Source organism: Streptomyces actuosus (assembly GCF_016921115.1).
In the GTDB taxonomy this organism is placed as follows: domain Bacteria; phylum Actinomycetota; class Actinomycetes; order Streptomycetales; family Streptomycetaceae; genus Streptomyces; species Streptomyces actuosus_A.
This window is the reverse complement of sequence record NZ_JAFFZS010000001.1, coordinates 440,898-460,016: the sequence shown is the minus strand read 5'-3', so window position 1 is coordinate 460,016 and position 19,119 is coordinate 440,898. Positions and strand designations below refer to the sequence as shown.

Annotated in this window: 16 protein-coding genes; 11 read left to right on the top strand and 5 right to left on the bottom strand. The window is 73.4% G+C overall.

Annotated features, from left to right (window positions below):
- The first annotated feature begins 97 nt into the window (after positions 1–97).
- The 4 genes from JS756_RS02045 (at position 98) to JS756_RS02030 (ending at position 3,220) form a co-directional block, all read left to right on the top strand.
- Positions 98–670 (top strand): TetR/AcrR family transcriptional regulator, encoded by a 573-nt coding sequence (locus tag JS756_RS02045; protein ID WP_205381128.1) that lies wholly within the window; start codon positions 98–100, stop codon positions 668–670.
- Between the two features lie 105 nt (positions 671–775).
- Positions 776–1,759, top strand: coding sequence for a zinc-dependent alcohol dehydrogenase family protein (locus tag JS756_RS02040; protein ID WP_205381127.1), 984 nt, complete (start codon positions 776–778; stop codon positions 1,757–1,759).
- Positions 1,760–2,425: 666 nt separating this feature from the next.
- Positions 2,426–2,845: an aspartate 1-decarboxylase gene (gene panD, locus JS756_RS02035; RefSeq protein WP_205381126.1), complete on the top strand. Its 420-nt coding sequence runs from the start codon at positions 2,426–2,428 to the stop codon at positions 2,843–2,845.
- 27 nt (positions 2,846–2,872) lie between these two features.
- Entirely contained in the window at positions 2,873–3,220 is a 348-nt protein-coding gene (locus tag JS756_RS02030; RefSeq protein WP_205381125.1) for a GNAT family N-acetyltransferase, read from the top strand.
- 909 nt (positions 3,221–4,129) lie between these two features.
- Here JS756_RS02030 and gnd read toward each other — a convergent pair.
- Positions 4,130–5,569: an NADP-dependent phosphogluconate dehydrogenase gene (gene gnd, locus JS756_RS02025; protein WP_205381124.1), complete on the bottom strand. Its 1,440-nt coding sequence runs from the start codon at positions 5,567–5,569 to the stop codon at positions 4,130–4,132.
- Positions 5,570–6,108: 539 nt separating this feature from the next.
- Between gnd and JS756_RS02020 the strand changes: the two genes are divergently transcribed.
- Complete coding sequence (locus JS756_RS02020) at positions 6,109–7,320, top strand: transglycosylase family protein (RefSeq protein WP_205381123.1); 1,212 nt, start codon at positions 6,109–6,111, stop codon at positions 7,318–7,320.
- Here the strand turns inward: JS756_RS02020 and JS756_RS02015 are convergent.
- Positions 7,310–8,542: a DMT family transporter gene (locus JS756_RS02015; protein WP_205381122.1), complete on the bottom strand. Its 1,233-nt coding sequence runs from the start codon at positions 8,540–8,542 to the stop codon at positions 7,310–7,312. The two genes, JS756_RS02020 and JS756_RS02015, sit on opposite strands and share 11 nt — an antisense overlap.
- 209 nt (positions 8,543–8,751) lie before the next feature.
- Here JS756_RS02015 and JS756_RS02010 point away from each other — a divergent pair, with 209 nt between their 5' ends.
- From JS756_RS02010 to JS756_RS01990, 5 genes are all read left to right on the top strand, one after another.
- Positions 8,752–9,501, top strand: coding sequence for a (2Fe-2S)-binding protein (locus JS756_RS02010; protein WP_205381121.1), 750 nt, complete (start codon positions 8,752–8,754; stop codon positions 9,499–9,501).
- Positions 9,502–9,540: 39 nt separating this feature from the next.
- A complete protein-coding gene (glgA, locus tag JS756_RS02005) occupies positions 9,541–10,692 on the top strand; it encodes a glycogen synthase (RefSeq protein ID WP_205381120.1) in 1,152 nt (383 codons plus the stop codon).
- 51 nt (positions 10,693–10,743) lie between these two features.
- Entirely contained in the window at positions 10,744–11,964 is a 1,221-nt protein-coding gene (gene glgC, locus JS756_RS02000; RefSeq protein WP_205381119.1) for a glucose-1-phosphate adenylyltransferase, read from the top strand.
- Between the two features lie 491 nt (positions 11,965–12,455).
- Positions 12,456–13,787 (top strand): wax ester/triacylglycerol synthase family O-acyltransferase, encoded by a 1,332-nt coding sequence (locus JS756_RS01995; RefSeq protein ID WP_205381118.1) that lies wholly within the window; start codon positions 12,456–12,458, stop codon positions 13,785–13,787.
- Between the two features lie 101 nt (positions 13,788–13,888).
- Positions 13,889–15,391, top strand: coding sequence for an SDR family NAD(P)-dependent oxidoreductase (locus tag JS756_RS01990; RefSeq protein WP_205381117.1), 1,503 nt, complete (start codon positions 13,889–13,891; stop codon positions 15,389–15,391).
- A 51-nt stretch (positions 15,392–15,442) separates the two neighbouring features.
- On the opposite strand, the gene JS756_RS01985 is transcribed toward JS756_RS01990, so the two are convergent.
- Positions 15,443–15,892 (bottom strand): hypothetical protein, encoded by a 450-nt coding sequence (locus JS756_RS01985; protein WP_205381116.1) that lies wholly within the window; start codon positions 15,890–15,892, stop codon positions 15,443–15,445.
- 483 nt (positions 15,893–16,375) lie between these two features.
- On the opposite strand from JS756_RS01985, the gene JS756_RS01980 reads away from it, so the two are divergent.
- Positions 16,376–16,549, top strand: a complete 174-nt coding sequence (locus JS756_RS01980; protein ID WP_205381115.1) for a hypothetical protein — start codon at positions 16,376–16,378, stop codon at positions 16,547–16,549.
- Positions 16,550–17,323: 774 nt separating this feature from the next.
- Here the strand turns inward: JS756_RS01980 and JS756_RS01975 are convergent.
- Together JS756_RS01975 and JS756_RS01970 are read right to left on the bottom strand one after the other, a co-directional pair.
- Positions 17,324–18,667, bottom strand: a complete 1,344-nt coding sequence (locus JS756_RS01975; RefSeq protein WP_205381114.1) for an amidase — start codon at positions 18,665–18,667, stop codon at positions 17,324–17,326.
- Between the two features lie 104 nt (positions 18,668–18,771).
- Positions 18,772–19,119 carry a VOC family protein gene (locus tag JS756_RS01970; protein ID WP_205381113.1) on the bottom strand — a complete coding sequence of 116 codons (348 nt, stop codon included), beginning with the start codon at positions 19,117–19,119 and terminating at the stop codon, positions 18,772–18,774.

Genomic DNA, 19,119 nt, shown 5'->3' with positions numbered 1-19,119 from the left:
CCGGCGCCTCGGAGGAGGACGCGACGCCGTTCCACCGCGCTCACGATTGCCCTTCTTAATCAGACGGACTAGTCTGTTCGATTAAGGAGGTGCGGTCATGGTGACGCGGATCAGGAAGACGAAATCGGAGGAGAGGATCCTCAAGGCGGCAGCCGAATTGTTCTATGCGAACGGGCTGCGCGGAGTCGGCATCGATCAGGTCATCGCAGCGTCCGGTGTCGCCAAGTCGACGCTCTACGCGCACTTCCGCACCAAGGAGGAACTCGTCGCGACATACCTGCGGCGGACCGACGACTCCTGGATGGCGCAGCTGCAGGACGCTGCCGCACGCACCGGGGGCGGCCCCCGCGAGCAGCTCGTCGGGCTGTTCGACGCGCTGACGGACGCCTTCGACCGGCACGGCTTCTTCGGATGCCCGTTCGTCAGTGCGGCGGTCGAGGCCGACCTGGACTCGGAGGCCAGGGCCGTCACCGTGCGTCACACGCGGCGCCGTCAGTCGTGGCTGACCGAGCTGGGCGAGAGGGCCGGCGCCGCTGAACCCGACGCACTCGCACGGCAGATCGGTCTCCTGATCGACGGCGCACTGGCATCGGGGCGGCTGCTCCAGGACCGTGCCGTCGTGGAGGAGGCGAAGTCCGCGGCACGCCGGCTCGTCGCCGACCGCACCTGACCGCGTTCGAGCACATGCGCAGGCCCGGCGCCGCGGCTTCCGGCCCCGTGTTCACCAGGCAAGACAGAGCCTTTGTCCACCAGGCAAGACAGCAAGGAGACCGTCATGCGCGCAGTGGTCCTCGAGGAGTTCGGCACCCCGCTGGTCCCCCGTGAGATCGACAAGCCGGCCGTCGCTCCCGACCAGGTTCTGGTCAGGGTGGTGTCCAGCGGTGTCAACCCGCTGGACACCAAGATCCGGGCCGGGAAGGCGGCCCACGCCAAGCGCACACTGCCGGCCGTCCTCGGCCTGGATCTGGCCGGCGTCGTCGAAGAGGTCGGCGCGGACGTCCGCGGCTTCGCCACGGGCGACGAGGTCTTCGGCATGACCGGCGGCGTCGGCGACGTACAGGGCTCGCTCGCCGAGTACGCGGCCGTCGACGCCCGCCTGCTCGCCCACAAGCCGCGCTCGCTCACCCACCGCGAGGCCGCGGCCCTGCCCCTGGTCGTCATCACGGCCTGGGAGGGACTGGTCGACCGTGCGCAGGTCCGCGCGGGGCAGAAGGTCCTCATCCACGGCGGAGCGGGCGGGATCGGCCATGTGGCCCTGCAGATCGCCCGGGCCCGAGGCGCCGAGGTCTTCGCCACAGCGTCGCCCGCCCGGCTGGAGTCCGTCCGGCGTCTGGGGGCCACCCCGATCGACTACACCACCACCCCCGCGGACCAGTACGTCGCCGAGCACACCGGCGGCGAGGGCTTCGATGTCGTCTTCGACACCGTCGGCGGCGCCGTGCTCGATGCCTCTTTCACGGCGGTCCGCACCTACACGGGCCACGTCGTGAGTGCTCTGGGCTGGGGGACGCACAGCCTCGCGCCGCTCTCTTTCCGCGGCGCGACCTACTCCGGTGTCTTCACTCTGCTGCCCCTGCTGACCGGGCGCGGACGGGAACACCACGGCGAGATCATGGGGGCGGCAGCAGCGCTCGCCGACGCGGGAGCGCTCGAGCCCGTCGTCGACCCCCGGCACTTCACCCTCACCGACGTCGCCGCCGCCCACGCGGCAGTGGAGAGCGGCGACACAGACGGCAAGATCGTGATCGATGTCCGCTGACGGTGACGTCCGGCGTGCGGGCCTCGGGCAACCTCCGAGCGAGTGCGGTGGCTGCACGGTGGGGGCGGAGTCAGGCCGGACCGGGCATCACTGCCACTCCCGGCGGATCCCGGCGGGCCCGGGCTGCTGGTGGCGGGCTTTTCGTCGCCTTGCGGCTTGGAGTAGCAGTCTGGGCAGGCGGCCGGAACGCAACTGCCCACCAGGTGGTAGTGGTCGCGATCGATCGGTCACGGTGGGGAGCCCGACTTGGTTCGAACCGCAGGGCTGCCCGGATCGTATGCTCCACAGGTGCCGGTGGGGCATCAGTCGTAGGTCTATTCGACCGCCTGTTGTTCCGGGACCGGATGAAGCCCCGGGCTGCCGGGCGCGTTGAACGACTTCCAGGTCGATGCGGAGAGTGGCTCCGGGCTCGACGAAGCGCGTGCCTGACGCAACGTCAGGTAAGTCGGCATCAGTTCCCGAACAGCCTGATACGGCTGTCCGGCAGGCGCTTGGTCGATGGCGTCACAACAGCCTGGCCGGCGCCGAAACCCAGGCAGGGAGTCCTATCCCCAACGAGAAGCGATGTTCCACACAATCATCGACTCCGACGCGTGCCGGTGTACAGTGAAGACCGCCCTTGACCTGCAAAAAGCAGGCAGGGAGCCGTCTTCCCAGGAGTCCAAAGTGCTGCGTACTCTGTTCAAGTCCAAGATCCACCGCGCCACGGTCACCCAGGCCGACCTGCACTACGTGGGATCGGTGACCATCGACGCCGACCTGTTGGACGCCGCCGATCTGCTGCCCGGTGAGCTGGTGCACATCGTGGACATCACCAACGGTGCCCGCCTGGAGACGTACGTCATCGAGGGCGAGCGCGGCTCGGGTGTCATCGGCATCAACGGTGCCGCCGCCCACCTCGTCCACCCCGGCGACCTCGTGATCATCATCAGCTACGCCCAGGTCACCGACGCCGAGGCGCGGGCGCTGAAGCCGAGGGTCGTGCACGTGGACGGCGACAACCGGATCGTGGCCCTCGGCGCCGACCCGTCCGAGCCGGTGCCCGGCTCGGACCAGGAGCGCAGCCCGCAGGCCGTCTCGGCCTGACAGCACCGACGGACCAGGAGCGTGCCCGTGAGCGACATCGAGATCCGCGACGACCGGGCGGGCGGCAGGCTCGAGGCGCTGGGTGGGCAGGGCGAGGTCGTCGGCCACATCGAGTACTTCGTCCTGGAGTCCCCGCGGCGTGCCCTGGTCCCGGTGCACACCATCGTCGAGCCCGCCCACGAGGGCCGGGGCATCGCGGGCTCGCTGGCCCGGGAGCTGTACGCCATGTCGGCCCATGAGCAGGTCCCGGTCGCGCCGCTGTGCCCGTATGTCGTCGAGTGGGCCGCCCGTCACCCCGAGGAGGCCCCTCAGGCGGACCCCGAGCTGCTGCGGGCGGCGAAGGCGTGGCTCGTCGCTCATCCCGGTCGGTTCTGAGAGGACCCGGAGCAGTCCGGGAGGGGGCCGGACCTGCGCCCACCCGGCCGGGTGCGGTGCCTCCCCCGGGTGACTGGCCGCACGGCACCCGGGTAGGTGGGGGAGTAGTCCAGAGCCAAGGTCGCCCCGCCGGCTGGAGGACACCATGACGCACCCCTTCCCGGACCCCGTCCAGCCGGGCCCCACGCCCGGCCCGGATCCCGTGCCCCCGGAACCGCCCCCGGAGCCCCCGCCCCCGCCCCCGGCCCCGGAACCACCCGGACCGGTGCCGCAGCCCCCGCCGGCACCCGGTCCGCCGGGTCCCGTGCCGCAGCCTCCGCCGAGTCCCACTCCGCCCAGCCCCGTGCCGCAGCCTCCGCCGAGTCCCACTCCGCCCAGCCCCGTGCCGCAGCCTCCGCCCGGTCCCGGTCCCGGTCCCGTTCCCGAGCCCGACCCCTCCCCGATCCCTCCGGGTCCGGAGCCGGTGCCGAACCCGGAGCCCGGGCCGCCGCTCAGCTGAGCGGCGTGCACCGGGCCCGCACCTGGGTCGCCGTACGCCGGGCATGCCCGGGGGCCGCAGATGAGCCGGCCAGGTCGTACCCGGGGCCTGTGCCGTAGTCGCCCTGTGCCGGGTCCTGAGCCCCGGGGCCCACGGCAGCGTCGCCCTGAGGCGGGTCGTGCCAGGGGCTTGGGCCTGCGCCGCCGTACGCCGGGCCGCGCCCCGCGCGTACGGCGGCCGGTCGGCGCGGCCGCGGTGCTCGGCGGGCGGCCCTGGACGAGCCGCCCGCCGAGCCGGTCACGGCACCCGGTGGGGCGGGGGAAGCCCGCTGCGGGTCGGCGGCCCCTCGGACGGTGCGGGGGATCTGCGCGCCCGCCCCAAGCGCGCGGTGGGCGATCGTCAGCGCGTCGCGGGGCCTCCGGTGGAGCGTCTCAGGCCGAGACCTCCGACCGGTCACCGCCCCACAGCGTGTGGAACGAGCCGTCGCGGTCGACACGCCGGTACGTGTGGGCTCCGAAGAAGTCCCGCTGCCCCTGGGTGAGGGCGGCGGGCAGGCGCTCGGCGCGCAGGGCGTCGTAGTAGGCCAGGGCCGCCGCGAAACCGGGGGTGGGCACGCCCTGGCGGGTCGCGGCGACCAGCACCTCGCGCCAGTCGTCCTGGGCGTCGGCGATCTCCCGCGCGAAGGTCTCGTCCGACAGCAGGCTCGGCAGGTCCGGGCGCGTGTCGTACGCGGCGCGGATGCGGTCCAGGAACGCGGCGCGGATGATGCAGCCGCCGCGCCAGATCGACGAGACGGCGCCCAGGTCGATGTCCCAGCCGTACTCCTCGCTGCCCGCGGCGATCTCGTGGAAGCCCTGCGTGTACGACACGATCTTCGAGGCGTACAGCGCCTGCTCCACCCGGTCCGCGAACGCCGCGGCCTCGTCGCCGCCGAGCGCGGAGGCCCGCGGACCCGCCAGGCCGCGGGACGCCTCCCGCAGCGCCGCATGCCCGGAGAGCGAGCGGGCGAACACCGCCTCCGCGATGCCCGACACGGGGACGCCGAGGTCGAGGGCGATCTGCACGGTCCAGCGGCCCGTGCCCTTCTGCTCGGCCTGGTCGACCACCACGTCCACGAACGGCCGGCCCGTGGCCGCGTCCACGTGCGACAGCACCTCGGCCGTGATCTCGATGAGGTACGAGTCCAGCCGGCCGGTGTTCCACGTCCGGAAGATCTCGGCGATCTGCGCGGGGGAGTACCCGGCGACGTCGCGCAGCAGCTGGTACGCCTCGCCGATCAGCTGCATGTCGGCGTACTCGATGCCGTTGTGCACCATCTTCACGAAGTGCCCGGCGCCGTCGGGGCCGACGTGGGTCACGCAGGGTGCCCCGTCCGCCGCCTTCGCGGAGATCTTCTCCAGCATCGGGCCCAGCGAGTCGTACGACTCCGTCGAGCCGCCGGGCATGATGCTCGGCCCGTGCAGCGCGCCCTCCTCGCCGCCGGAGATCCCGGTGCCGACGAAGTGGATGCCCTGCTCGCGCAGTTCCCGCTCCCGGCGCCGGGTGTCGGCGAAGTGTGCGTTGCCGCCGTCGATGATCATGTCGCCGGGTTCCAGGAGGGGGGCGAACTCCTGGATCACGGCGTCCGTCGGCTCACCGGCCTTGACCATGATCACCAGTCGCCGGGGGCGCTCCAGCGCCGCCACGAACTCCTTGGCGGTCTCGGCCGGGACGAAGGTCCCCTCCTGCCCGAACTCCTCGACGAGCGCGTGCGTGCGCGCGGCGGTGCGGTTGTGCACCGCCACGGTGTAGCCGTTGCGGGCGAAGTTGCGGGCGAGGTTGCGGCCCATGACCGCCAGACCTGTGACGCCGATCTGCGCTGAAGTGCTCATACCGCCTGCTCCTAGAGGATCCCGTGGATCCTGTGATCGAAGGTGGATCTTGGAATATGGATCTTGGAAGGTGGTTCCGTGCCGGCTGCCGCCGCGGAGTGCCCGGGCTGCGGGGCCGGTGCCGGTGGCGCCGGTCGGGTGCCGGTGGCGCCGGTCGGGCTGTCGGTGGTCCTCGTCCTGGTCGCTCGTCCTGGTGTCCCGTCGTGGATCGGTGTCCTGCCGGTTGTGCATCGATGGTGCCGGTCGTGCCCGGTAGTGCGCCTGTGCTGCCCGTCGCGCGCCGGCGTCGTCGGCCGTGCGCCCTGTGGCGGTCCTCCGGCGACCATCCTGACGTGCGGCTACGGCGAGCGCACAGCGGACCCGCCGGATCTCAGTACGCACCGGAACGGCCCAGTGCCTCAAGCCGGGCCGAGGTTCCGGCCAAGAAGCGCCGACTACAGGCCACTTGGTGTGCGTGTGCGTCCGATTGTCTTCTTGTCATGGCCTGTTCGCGGCACTTACTTTTGGCCCCTCTGACGCATGGCGAGGGGACTTCGGACATGGCCGTACGCGGCCGGCACCGCCGGTACCAGCCGAACAGGATCAACCGCGCCTCACTCACCGTCACCGCGGGCGGTGCCGGAATGGCGCTGCCCCTCATCGGCGCCGGTGCCGCCCACGCCGCGGACGCCGGAACCTGGGAGAAGGTCGCCGCCTGCGAGTCCAGCGGCGACTGGGGCATCAACACCGGCAACGGCTTCTACGGCGGACTCCAGTTCACCCGGTCCACCTGGGAGGAGTACGGCGGTACCCGGTACGCGCCCCGCGCCGACCTGGCGACCAGGGACGAGCAGATCGCCGTCGCCGAGCAGGTCCTGGACGGGCAGGGGCCCGGGGCCTGGCCGGCCTGCTCGGTGCGCACCGGACTGGCCCGGGACGGCGACACTTCCGGTGTCCACCTCGACGGGGCGCCCGGCGGGGCGGCCGGCGCGACCGCGAGTTCTGTGCGCGACGTCCAGCCGCAGACCACGCCCCAGTCGCGCGCCGGCCGGACGGAGATGTACACGGTCGTCCACGGCGACACGCTGTCCGGTATCGCCTCCACCCAGCACGTCCGCGGCGGCTGGCAGCGGCTGTACGACGCCAATCGGGAGACGATCGGGGCCGACCCCGACCTGATCCTGCCGGGGCAGCGGCTTAATCTGGCGGGCCGGACCGCGCCGGCGCCCGCGGCGGACCGTGCCACCAGGTCCCACCCGGGGAAGACCTCGCCGTCGCGCACCGGGAAGAGCTCACCGAGGGGCGGCACGTCCGCTTCGAAGAAGGAGAGCGACAGCAGCACGCGGAAGGCCGCGACCGGCGGGCACGCGCTCGTCGCGCCGGTGACCGCCGGCGCCGTCGGTACGCCGTACCACGCCGCGGGCTCGTCGTGGTCGAAGGGCTACCACACCGGAGTCGACTTCCCCGTGCCCACCGGCACCTCGGTGAAGGCTGTCGCGCCCGGCACGGTCGTCGACGCCGGCTGGGGCGGCTCGTTCGGCTACCAGGTGGTGATCCGGCACGCGGACGGGCGCTACACGCAGTACGCGCACCTGTCCGCGATCTCGGTGCGGGAAGGGCAGGCGGTGGGCGGCGGGCAGCGCATCGGGCGCTCGGGCTCCACGGGCAACAGCACAGGCCCGCATCTGCACTTCGAGGTGCGGACGGGGCCCGGCTTCGGTTCCGACGTCGACCCGCTGGCCTACCTGCGTGCCGGCGGGGTCAGGATTTGACACGCGTGCGGTGGCGGTCCAGGACGGCCACCGCCACGAACGGCCCACCGTAGAAGGGGCCGAAGATCAGGGTCGGCGCAGTGTCGTCGCCCCCGGCGGACTCCGGGCCGCCGGAGGGCGGGGAGCGGTCGGGTGCGGGCGCCTGCGCGGCGGCCGGGACGAGGGCCTGCGCGCCCCGCGGCGTGACGGGCTGCCGGGGGAGGGCGGGCAGGGCCGGTTGCCCTCCGGGGCCCGCCTGCGTGGCGGCGGCCGCGAGCGACAGCCCCGCGCGGCGTCCCGCCGCCGGCAGTCCCCCGAGGTGTGCGAGCCCGGCGTCGTCGAGCTCCGGCGGAAGCCCTTCGGGGGCCGCGCCCGCCGGGATCCCGGGCGACGGGCGCGTCCCGGGTGCCGGCGCCCGCTCGATGCGCTCGGTGGTCAGCAGGATCAGGCCGCCCGCCGCGACGACCCCGCAACCGAGGGCGAGGACGGTGCCCGTCGGGCCGTAGCGGAAGGTTTCGCCGAACATCGTGATGCCCACCGCCGCCGCGACGACGGGATTGACGACCGTCAGTGTCGCCAGCGGGGCCGCCAGCCCGCCGCCCCGGTAGGAGGCCTGCGACAGCAGCACGCCCGCCGAGGCGAACACGCCGATCACGGCCAGTGAGGGCAGGTCCGCGACCGCCGTACCGCCGGTCCAGTCGACGGCGACGGTCTTGGTGAAGACCGAGGCCATGCCGAACGCGATGCCGGATGCGGTGGCCAGAAGCACGCTGCGTACCGCCGGATGCCGGTGTGCGGCCCGGCCGGCGGCCATCAGGGCCGCGACCGCGGCACCGGTGGCCAGGGCCGCGCCCACCCGCTGCGAGGTGCTCAGGGACTGCGCGTCGGCCGCGCCGACGAGTGACAGCAGACCGGCGAGGCCCACCGTCGCCATGACGGCGCCCCGCCAGGCGGCGGCCCCGGCCCGGCGGCGCACGAACAGGGCCGCCATGGGCAACGCGAAGACGATGGTCAGCGCGCCGAGCGGCTGGACCAGACTGAGAGGGCCGTACGCCAGGGCCACCACGTGGAGCAGCCCGCCGAGTCCGTTCAGCGCCACCGCCGCCCACCAGCCGGGCCGGCGCACCGGTGCGAACTGCGCACCGGGGGAGGACAGCGCGACCTGCTCCTGCACGATCGCCCCGGCCGCGTAGGCGACGGCGGAGATCAGCGACAGCAGCACGGACAACGCGAGGGCGCTCATCGGCGGCTCCTCTGCGTCAGGCGGGGGCCAAGGGCCCGGCGCGTCGAACGGTCGGCTCTCATAGGCAACACGATGCCCTCTCGCGCTGTTCCCGTCGTCGTACCTGAGCACGCAATAGGTCCTACTGCCGATGGAGTACGCCCTGCGGGCCGTCCTCCCCCCGGCGGGCGACACCCGTAGGGGGTCCCTGTTCGGGCCCCGGACCGGGCTTGGTACTACTGCCCGTCGTGGACCTCGACCCCGATCTCGCAGCCCTCCGCCCGCTCGGCGGGTTCTTCCTCCTGCGCACGACCGGAGCTCCGCCCGTGCGGCTGCCCACCCTCGCTCAGGCGTACGAGGGGAAAAGAACTGATGTTTACGGAGATCCGCTGAATTTCCGCGTCGCCAAGGTGGCCGTGGGAATCCAGGCCACCGAGGTGCGGGTCGCCGCGTCGGTGGCCCACCTCGGTCTCGCCGCGCGGCTGTGGTCGGTCGCCCTTGCCTGCGCCGTGCTCTACGACTGCATCCCCGACCTCGACCCGCGGCTGCTGCACTGGGACCCCGACGGCAGCGCCCCCGACGAGCTGCGGCCGGCGGCCGTGCGCCCGCGGCCCGCGGACAGCCTGTCGTCCCAGATCGTCGACGAGCACCTCGCCCCCCTGGAGGACGCCCTGCGGGCCCGGTACCGCATCGCACCGGGCCTGTTGCGCGGCAACGCCGCCTCCGCGCTCGCGGGCGCCGCCGGGCAACTGGACCGGTGGGCGCGGGCCGCAGGCCGCACCGACGCCGCGGAGCGGGCCCGGGCCCTGACCGCCGGCCTGCTCCGCCACCCCCGTCTCGCGGGGGCGGGCACCCTCACCGGCACGGCCTTCCGGCGCCGCAGCTGCTGCCTGTACTACCGGGTGCCCGGGGGTGGCGTGTGCGGCGACTGTTGCCTCGTCAGTCCCCCGCAGTCTTCCCCGGGCGCCTCATCTGGGTGACCATGAGGGGGAACGGCCGCCGAGCGCAAGGGGTTGCGGGTGCGAGTGGGACTGCTGACCCGGGAGTACCCCCCGGACGTGTACGGCGGGGCGGGCGTGCACGTCGAGTTCCTCGCCCGCGAGCTGCGGCCCCTGGTCGACCTCGACGTGCACTGCTGGGGCGAGGGCCGCACCGACGGCGTGCTGCGCCACCGCCCCTGGTCCAGTCTCGACGGCGCCAACGACGCCCTGCGCACCTTCTCCGTCGACCTCGCCATGGCCGCCGCGCTCCAGGGCCGCGACCTGGTCCACTCGCACACCTGGTACGCCAACCTGGGCGGCCACCTCGCCAAGCTCCTGCACGGCATCCCGCACGTGATGACCGCCCACTCGCTGGAGCCGCTGCGCCCGTGGAAGGCCGAGCAACTCGGCGGAGGCTACGCGCTCTCCGGGTGGGCCGAGCGCACCGCGATCGAGGCGGCGGACGCGGTGATCGCCGTCTCCGGCGCGATGCGCGAGGACATCCTCTCGTGCTACCCGTCGCTGGACCCCGATCGCGTGCACATCGTGCACAACGGCATCGACACCGCCTTGTACCGTCCCGACCCCGGCACCGAGGCCCTGGCCCGCACCGGTATCGACCCGGACCGTCCCTACGTGCTGTTCGTCGGCCGCATCACCCGCCAGAAGGGCGTGGACCACCTGCTGCGCGCGGTGCGCGGCATCGACCCGGCGGCCCAGGTCGTGCTGTGCGCGGGCGCGCCGGACACCCCCGAGATCGACCGCGAGTTCCGCGCCCTGTTCGAGGAGCTCAGCCACACCCGCGACGGCGTCTTCTGGATCCCGCGGATGCTGCCGCGCCCCGAGGTGATCCAGTTGCTCACGCACGCGGCGGTGTTCGTCTGCCCCTCCGTGTACGAACCCCTCGGCATCGTCAATCTGGAGGCGATGGCGTGCGGGACCCCCGTCGTGGCCTCCCGGGTCGGCGGCATCCCCGAGGTCGTCGAGGACGGGCGCACCGGGGTACTCGTCCCCGTGGACGACGACTTCGAGACAGGTCTCGCCCGGGCGCTGGACACGGTGATCGGCGAACCGGGGACCGCCCGGCGGATGGGTGAGGCCGGGCGTGAGAGAGCGGTGGGCGAGTTCGGCTGGGACGCCGTGGCCCGGCGCACCGTGCGGCTCTACGAGGAGATCCTCAAACAGGCTTAGTCGGCCCTGCTCAGGGGCAGGCATGGGGCAATCGCGGTGAGGGGAGCAGCCATGCGGCGTGGCGGACCTTCGGTGCTGGGCATCGTGCTGGCGGGCGGAGAGGGCAAGCGTCTGATGCCCCTCACGACGGACCGCGCGAAACCGGCGGTCACCTTCGGCGGCACCTATCGTCTGGTCGACTTCGTCCTGTCGAACCTCGTCAACGGCGACATCCGGCGCATCTGTGTGCTCACCCAGTACAAGTCGCACTCGCTGGACCGCCACATCACCACCACCTGGCGCATGTCCAGCCTGCTCGGCAACTACATCACCCCGGTCCCGGCCCAGCAGCGGCTGGGCCCGCGCTGGTACCTGGGCAGCGCCGACGCCATCCTGCAGTCGCTGAACCTGATCCACGACGAGCAGCCCGAGTACGTCGCCGTCTTCGGCGCCGACCACGTGTACCGCATGGACCCGCGCCAGATGCTCGCCCAGCACATCGACAGCGGCGCCGGTGTGACGGTGGCCGGCATCCGGGTGCCGCGCACCGAGTCCGCGGCCTTCGGAGTGATCACGCCGGGCTCGGACGGGCGGGCCGTGAAGGGGTTCCTGGAGAAGCCGGCGGATCCGCCCGGCCTCGCCGACGACCCGGAACGGGTGTTCGCCTCGATGGGCAACTACGTCTTCAGCACCAAGGCCCTGGTCGAGGCCCTCCAGCGGGACGCGGAGGACGCCGATTCCGTCCACGACATGGGCGGCTCGATCCTGCCCCAGCTCACCGAGCGGGGCGAGGCGGCGCTGTACGACTTCAGCGACAACCACGTGCCCGGCGAGACCAGCCGCGACCAGGGCTACTGGCGGGACGTCGGCACCCTCGACACCTACTACGACGCCCACATGGACCTCATCGCCGAGCGTCCCGTCTTCAACCTCTACAACCGCGGCTGGCCCATCTACACCCACTCCGGGCAGCTCTCACCGGCCCGCTTCAACGCCGGCGGCATCGCCAGCGAGTCGATCATCAGCGCGGGCTGCCTGATCCGGGGCCAGGTCACCCGCTCGGTCCTCTCGCCGGGCGTCGTCGTCGATCCCGGCGCCGTGGTCCAGGGCTCGGTCCTGCACGACAACGTCCACGTCGGCCGCGGCGCGGTCGTCCGCGGTGCCGTCCTGGACAAGAACGTCGAGGTGCCCCCGGGAGCGACGATCGGCGTCAATCCGGAGCGCGACGGCGCGTTGTACACGGTCTCCAAGAACGGTGTGATCGCGCTGGGCAAGGGCCAGCGGGTGTCGTAGGCGCCGCCTCGCCCCGCCCCCGGCGCGCCGGGCCCCGGCGTTCGACGTGCCCGGTCGCGCCGCGCGGTACGAGGGCGCCGGTGAGACGCGCCTTCGGGGTCCCTCCGGCCGTGGCCGGGCACCGGCGGCACGCGTCCGCTCAGGTGACACACCGTCCGGGGCGCGGCAGCCGCGCCCTGGTGCGTACGGGCTACCCCGAGTGGCGGTCCGACGGGTCGCCGGCGTGCTCGTGGCCCGACTCCCGGCGTCCGCCCGGGAAGCCGGGCGGACGGGATTCTCGCTGCTCACGGCCACCGAGAGGCCACGTGCGGCCCTTGCGTCACTCCCCGCCCGCTGCCCCCTGCCGTACCCCGAGCCGCCCCGTGCCTCACCCCTGCCGATGCGGCCGGACTTAATCTGATGTTAACTGTGCGTGGTCTGATCGTACTTGACCGTAATCGCCGAGAGGCGGTTGACTGCTGGCTCACCCGTCGCCGACGCGAGGCAAGCCCTTGACTTCTGACCTGCTCGCACCGCTCGATCTGGCGTTCTGGAACATCGAGTCCGCCGAGCACCCCATGCACCTCGGTGCCCTCGGCGTCTTCTCGGCCTCCTCGCCCTCGGCCGGTGCCCATGCCGCAGACCTCCTGGCCGCTCGTGCCGCCGTCGTGCCCGGACTGCGCATGCGGATCCGCGACACCTGGCAGCCGCTGCGGCGGCCACTCGGCTTCGGCGGCGCCGCCCGGGAAACGGATCCCGCCTTCGACCCCCTGAGGCACGTCCGCCTGCACGCCCCCACCGCCGACTTCCACGCCGCCGCGGGCCGGCTCATGGAAGGACCGCTGAACCGTGCCCGGCCGCCCTGGGAGGCACATGTACTGCCCGGTGCGGACGGCGAGTGCTTCGCCGTGCTGTTCAAGTTCCACCACGCCCTCGCCGACGGGCTGCGCGCGCTCGGCCTGGCCGCCGCGATCCTCGACCCGGTGGATCTGCCCGCCTCGCGCCCCCGCCCCGAGGAGCCGCGGCGCGGCCTGCTGCCCGAGGTGCGGCGGTTGCCCGATCTGGTGCGCGGTGTGTTGTCGGACGCAGGCCGGGCCCTGGACATCGGCACCTCCGTCGCCGTGTCCACGCTCGGCACGCGCACCATCCCGGCGCTCACCGCCGAACCCACCGGCACCCGCCGTACCGCCGGCGTCGTCCTGGACCTCGACGACGTGCACATGGTCCGCAAGGCCGTCGGCGGCACCGTCAACGACGTCCTGATCGCGGTCGTCGCCGGTGCCCTGCGCCGCTGGCTGGACGAGCGCGGCGACGGCAGCGAGGGCGTCACACCCCGTGCCCTGATCCCGGTCTCCAAACGCCGCCCGCGCACCGCGCACCCGCAGGGCAACCGGCTGTCCGGCTACTTGATACAGCTGCCCGTCGGCGACCCCGACCCGCGCGGCCGCCTCGCCGCGGTGCGCGTCGCGATGGACCGCAACAAGGACGCCGGGCCCAACCGGGGTGCCGGTGCCGTCGCCCTGCTCGCCGACCACGTGCCCGCCCTCGGCCACCGGCTCGGCGGGCCGCTGGTCGGGCAGGCTGCCCGGCTCTGGTTCGACATCCTCGTCACCAGCGTGCCGCTGCCCAGTCTCGGCCTGAAGCTCGGCGGCAACCCCCTCACGGCCGTCTACCCGCTCGCCCCGCTCGCCCGCGGCCAGTCCCTGGCGGTCGCCGTCTCGACCTACCGCGGCCGCGTGCACTACGGCCTCGTCGCCGACGCCCGGGCCGTGCCCGACCTCGACCGGCTGGCGGCGGCCCTGGAACGGGAGGTGGAGACCCTGCTCACAGTGTGCGCCGACTGACCGCCACCGGTTTGGACGCCGGGCGCGGCGCTTCGTAGAATGCCGCGTTCGAGCGGGCGCGGTCGGAGCGCCGCGACGGGATTCCAGGGAACGGCAGCGCGATGACGGTGACTGAGGACGGCTCGGCGACGACGAGTGACGCGCCCGAGGAGTCGTACGGCCCCGGCATCGATCCCGAGCGCCTGGCCGTGTGCCTCGGCGTGCTGGAGGAACTGGACGAGCTGGACGTCGACCACCCGGACGCCGTCCGGGTCCGCCGGGCCACCTCGCACATCTACCGCGCGGTCAAGCAGCGTCGCCGGCAGGAGCGCCGCGCCGCCAAGACCGCGCACGACCGCGCCGTCACCGAGGCCACCGCCACGGGCTCCGCGCAGCGCATCGACGACGAGACCGAGGGACTGCTGCCCACCTCGCAGGTCCGGGCCGGGCACATCGCCGGCATACTCCAGCGCCCGCGCTCCTGCTACACGTGCAAGACCCGCTACGTCGAGGTCGACTACTTCTACCACCAGCTCTGCCAGAACTGCGCCGCCGAGAACCGCGCCAAGCGCGACGTACGCGCCGACCTCACCGGCAAGCGCGCCCTGCTCACCGGCGGGCGCGCCAAGATCGGCATGTACATCGCGCTGCGGCTGCTGCGCGACGGCGCCCACACGACGGTCACCACCCGTTTCCCCAAGGACGCCATCCGCCGCTTCAAGGCCATGGACGACTCGGCGGACTGGCTGCACCGCCTGGAGGTCGTCGGCATCGACCTGCGCGACCCCGCCCAGGCCGTCGCCCTCGCCGAGCGGGTCGCCGAGGCGGGCCCGCTCGACATCCTCGTCAACAACGCGACGCAGACCGTGCGCCGCCTGCCCTCCGCCTACGCCGCCCTGGTCGAGGGCGAGAGCGCGCCCCTGCCCGCCGGGGAGCTGCCCGCCCACCAGGTCATCGGCGCCTTCAACTCCGGTGCCGTCGACGGCCTGGCCGCACTGCCGGTGGGCGCCAGCGGCCTCGACGCGCAGAAGGTCGCCGACCTCGCCCTGGTCGCCGGCCACGCCAGCGTCGCCCGGCACCTGGACGGCACCGCCATCGACGCGGGAGGTCTCGTTCCCGACGTCGTCGAGACCAACACCTGGGTCCAGACCATCGAGCAGATCTCGCCGGTGGAGCTGCTGGAGACCCAGCTCTGCAACTACACCGCTCCGTTCATCCTGATCAGCAAGCTCCGCCCGGCCATGGCCGAGGCAGCCCGCAGGGCGGAGAGCAAGCGGGCCTACGTCGTGAACGTCTCCGCCATGGAGGGCGTCTTCGACCGTGGCTACAAGGGCGCGGGCCACCCCAACACCAACGCCGCCAAGGCCGCCATGAACATGGTGACGCGGACCAGCGCGCAGGAGATGTTCGACACCGACCGTATCCTCATGACCTCGGTCGACACCGGCTGGATCACCGACGAGCGCCCCCACTACGACAAGCTGCGCCTCGCCGAGGCCGGCTTCCACGCCCCGCTCGACCTGGTCGACGGCGCGGCCCGCGTCTACGACCCGATCGTGCGCGGCGAGGCGGGCGAGGACCTGTACGGCGTCTTCCTGAAGGACTACGCGCCGGGCAGATGGTGACGCAGGGGTGCATGGGGCGGCGGGGACGCCTGAGCGCACGGGGCGCGGGCGTCAATCGACGGCGCCCAGCCGGGAGTTGCGTGCCGCCAGCAGCTCCAGCACCGTGCGCCAGTCCTCCAGTACCCCGGCGTCGAACCCGGCCGAGCGGCTCTCCTCCTCGGCGTGCCGGAGGCTGAGGACGTCGTCGTCGGCCGGCCCGCCGCGCCAGGGGTAACGGCGCACCAGGCCCGCGACCCGTTCACCGAGCAGGCCCCGCAGCGCGTCCGCCGCCCGGTCGGCCCGCCCGTGCGCATCCCCGGGCCGCAGCAGCCGCCCGATCGGCTGCACCAGCGCCGTCACCTGGAGCTCCTTGTCCGCAGGGCGGCTTCGGCGCAGCAGCGCGGCACTCCGGAGCGCGTGGTCGTGCAGGTCGACGGCGGCGCCGCCGGGCACGGGCGTGTCCGTGACGCCCCGGCAGGCGTACAGCAGGTCCATCAGCTCCTCGACGCTGCGCAGCTCCATGCGTCGGTCCTCCCGCGAGACAGCCGTTGCGGTGCACCAGCAGATCATGACGAGCTTGCGAGTCGGCCAACGGCGCTTGAACGAGGCGACGATGTGCCGCCCGTGACGTAGCTCTCGTCCAAGGGCCGTGCAGGCGTGTAGGCCGTTGGGGTGATGTCGAAAAGGCGCATGACGCCATGAAAGGGTTCAATTCCCTAGCAGGGTATACGGGTGACTTGCCATGGTTTCCCTAAATCTTGCAGCCCCATCGAGCGCACCCCCGCTCATTTGGTTAATCTGTGTCCGACGGACAGCAGCACGGGGTCCCACCCACACCCACGGTCCGTCATGGGACAAGCCGGTCCACCACGGCCTGCTCTCCACACCAGTTGCCGGCGCCACCGCGTCCGAACCGCTTCGAGACAGACCCGAGCGGGCGTCGACCTCAGGGCCGCACAGCGGACCGCGACGTCCCGAGGGTGACCGACACATAAGGAGTGCGCGGTGACACCAGAGAAGACGAATCGCGAGCAGCGCCCCAAGGAACGCACGGAGGGCGCGGGCCGCCGGCCCGGGGAGATCGGCAGCCTCGACGTGTGGGCCCGGTCCGCCCCCATCCGCCTGGCCGGCTACGAGGACGACCTCGCCGAACCCCACATCCTGCCCAGCGTGGACTGACCCGCGGGCCCCACTGCCGCGATCGCCGGACGCATGGGCGTGCCGGACTCACGCCCATGCCGCTCAGCCGGACCGCAGCCGACCGCTGGCCGCCCGCCCCGCCGCTCCGGCACCGCCCCGCCGCTCCGGCACCGCCCCGTCGCCGCCGCGACCCGCTCAGGAGACGCTGGACCCCTCCGGGGAAGTGACCCGCGCCCGGTGAACATGCTCGGGCGAACCGGTGGCGGTGCTCGGTCGAACCGGTGCACGCCGACCCGACCGCCCCGACATCCTCACAGGGCCGTCCTCCTCCTCATGGGCCCACCTCCGCGCGCCCGGTGCCCCGTTGCCACGGGCCGGCTGCCTCTGCGCCCGCCTCCGCATCGCCGACGCCGTCCTCGTGGCGGATCCGGGCCCGCGGCTGTGTCCGTCCCTCGCGTGCGTCGTCCCGAGGAGCGTTCCCCTCCCCGCGGTCCGCGATCCTCCCCGGCGCCGCCCGGTGGCGCGGCACATCCTGCGCCGGTATCCCGGAACACCCCCGCCCGCGCCTCTTCCCTGAAACGGCGGCAGCGCCCGTCCGAGGGGGCGCCGGGCCCCCGTATCGCCTCCGCCGGTGCCGCGATACGCGGGGCGGCGGGGAACGTGCCGGGAGCCGCCCGCACCGTCCGACGGGAGCCGCCTGCGCAGGGCGACGGGAGTCGCCCGTGCCGCGGCACCGGCGGGTGGCCCGCCGGGGCGCCCGCGGTTGCGTCCGGTGGGCCCGGCTCCGTCCACGGGCCCGCGACGGTGGTCCGGTCAGTCCAGCGGCGCCGTCCGAGTCCACGGCCGCATTTCCTCCAACTGGGCGGCCATGTCGAGCAGTTGCGCTTCGGAGCCGGGCCGACCGACCAGCTGCACCGCACAAGGGGCGCCCGACGCCAGCCTGCCGAACGGCACCGCCATCGCCGGCCAGCCCGTCAGGTTCCAGGGCGGGGTCAGCGGCGAGTAGGCCGAGTCGGCGGCCATGTTGCGCAACCAGCCCCGTTCGTGCCAGGGCGCGGCCTTGGGGGAGCGGCGCGCCAACGCCGGTGTGAGCAGGACGTCGTACTGGGCGAAGAACGGCTCCAGACGCCGGCGCAACTGCTCACGGCCGTGGCCCGATCGCACCCCGGACACGAAGCGCTGTCCGAGGGCGGCGTGGACCCGGGTCCGGCGGGTCAGCAGCCGCCTGTCCAGGCCGCGCGCGTCGACCGCCGTGCCCGCCGTCCAGTGCGTGAGCGCCGTGACCCCCAGCGACAGCGGATACGGCGGCTCCGCGTGCCGCACCCGGTGCCCGGCCTCGGCGAGCACACCGGCCGCCTGCCGCGCAGCGGTCGCGTACGGCCTGCTGATCCGCACCCCGGCCAGTGGACTGCGCAGCGAGACGGCCACGGTGCGCACGGCCGGCTCCCGGCCCCGGGGCACCTTGGCGTCCGCGAGGACCGACAGCATCAGCCGCGCGTCCTCCACCGTCGTCGCCAGCGGGCCGTTCTCGGACATGCCGAACCAGTCGCCGTCGCCGATCCCCGCGGGCACGAGCCCGTGGCCCGGCTTGATCGTGACCAGCCCGCAGTTGGCCGCGGGGATGCGCAGTGAACCCATGCCGTCGTTGCCGAGGGCCAGCGGCACGAAGCCCGCGGCCACGGCGGCCGCACTGCCGCCGGAGGAGCCGCCCGCCGAGCGGGACAGGTCCCACGGGTTGCGGGCGGTGCCGTGCACGCCCTCGGTGGTGCCGAAGACGCACAGCTCGGGGACGTTGGTCAGGCCGACGACCACCGCGCCTGCCGCCCGCAGCCGGGCCACCGTCACATGGTCGGCGCGCACGGGCGTGTCCGGGGTGGCCGCGGAGCCGACGCGCATCGACTCGCCGCGCACGGCGAGGTTGTCCTTCACCCCCACCGGCACCCCGGCGAGCGGAAGGTCGGCGAGATCGGCCCGCGAACCCACGGCGTCGGCCTCGGCCAGAGCCGCCCGGGCCCGCACCGCGCGGAAGGCGCCGACCCGCCCGTCCAGCCGCTCGATCCGGGCGAGGTGGCCGGCCACCACCTCGCGCGGCGTGGCCCGGCCCTCGCGGACGGCGGCGGCGATCTCGGTGGCGGTAGAACCGACCCAGCTGGTCACGGGCGCTCCTCGGAAGTGGTGCGGCTGCGGCGATTACCGGTGAGTAGTGCGCAGGGAGAACTGTGCACCGCGGGCCGCCGCCGCGTCGAGAGGCAGGCGGGACGTCAACGGTGGCCGAGGATGTTCACCACGCGGCCCGAAGGGTCGCGGACGAAGAACCGGCGCACGCCCCACTCCTCGTCGGTCAGCGGGTGGACGATCTCCGCACCGCACTCCCGCAGGGCCGTGTGGGCGGCGTCGACGTCCTCGACCTCGATGCTCAGATCGGGGGTGACCGGCGCGGTGCGGTCCTCGGACATCAGGCTGATCTGCGCGGCGGGGTTCCCGGGGGCGGCGAGCGTCCTGATCCAGCCGTGGTTCATCACCACCTCGAAGCCCAGCGCGGCGTAGAACTCCGTGCTCTGCTCCAGCGCCTCGGTGCGGATGTCGGGGACGACACGGCGTACGGGCAT